This window comes from Peribacillus sp. SIMBA_075, from assembly GCF_046534585.1.
In genome coordinates, this window is the sequence record NZ_JAWRYN010001535.1 from 1 (window position 1) to 238 (window position 238).

1 protein-coding gene is annotated in these 238 nt (G+C 39.5%); it reads right to left on the reverse strand.

All coding sequences use genetic code 11. The features are described 5' to 3' along the window. On the reverse strand, positions 1-238 hold a 238-nt coding region (locus SB775_RS33550; protein WP_410865627.1), incomplete at both ends, for an ABC transporter substrate-binding protein.

Genomic DNA, 238 nt, shown 5'->3' on the forward strand with positions numbered 1-238 from the left:
GTTCAGTAAAGAACGGTGTTGGGTTCTCAAGCTCAACTACAAGCGTTTTGTCGTCTTTAGCTTTAATGCCAACATCAGCAACTTTCGCTTTCCCTTTGTTTGCTGCTTCAGCACCTTTAATATAGTAAAGCTGGTAAGCATATTGAGATTCATTTTTAGGATCTAATGCCCATTTCCAAGCATATTCGAAATCTTCTGCTTTAACAGGGTCACCATTAGACCATTTTGCATCACGAAG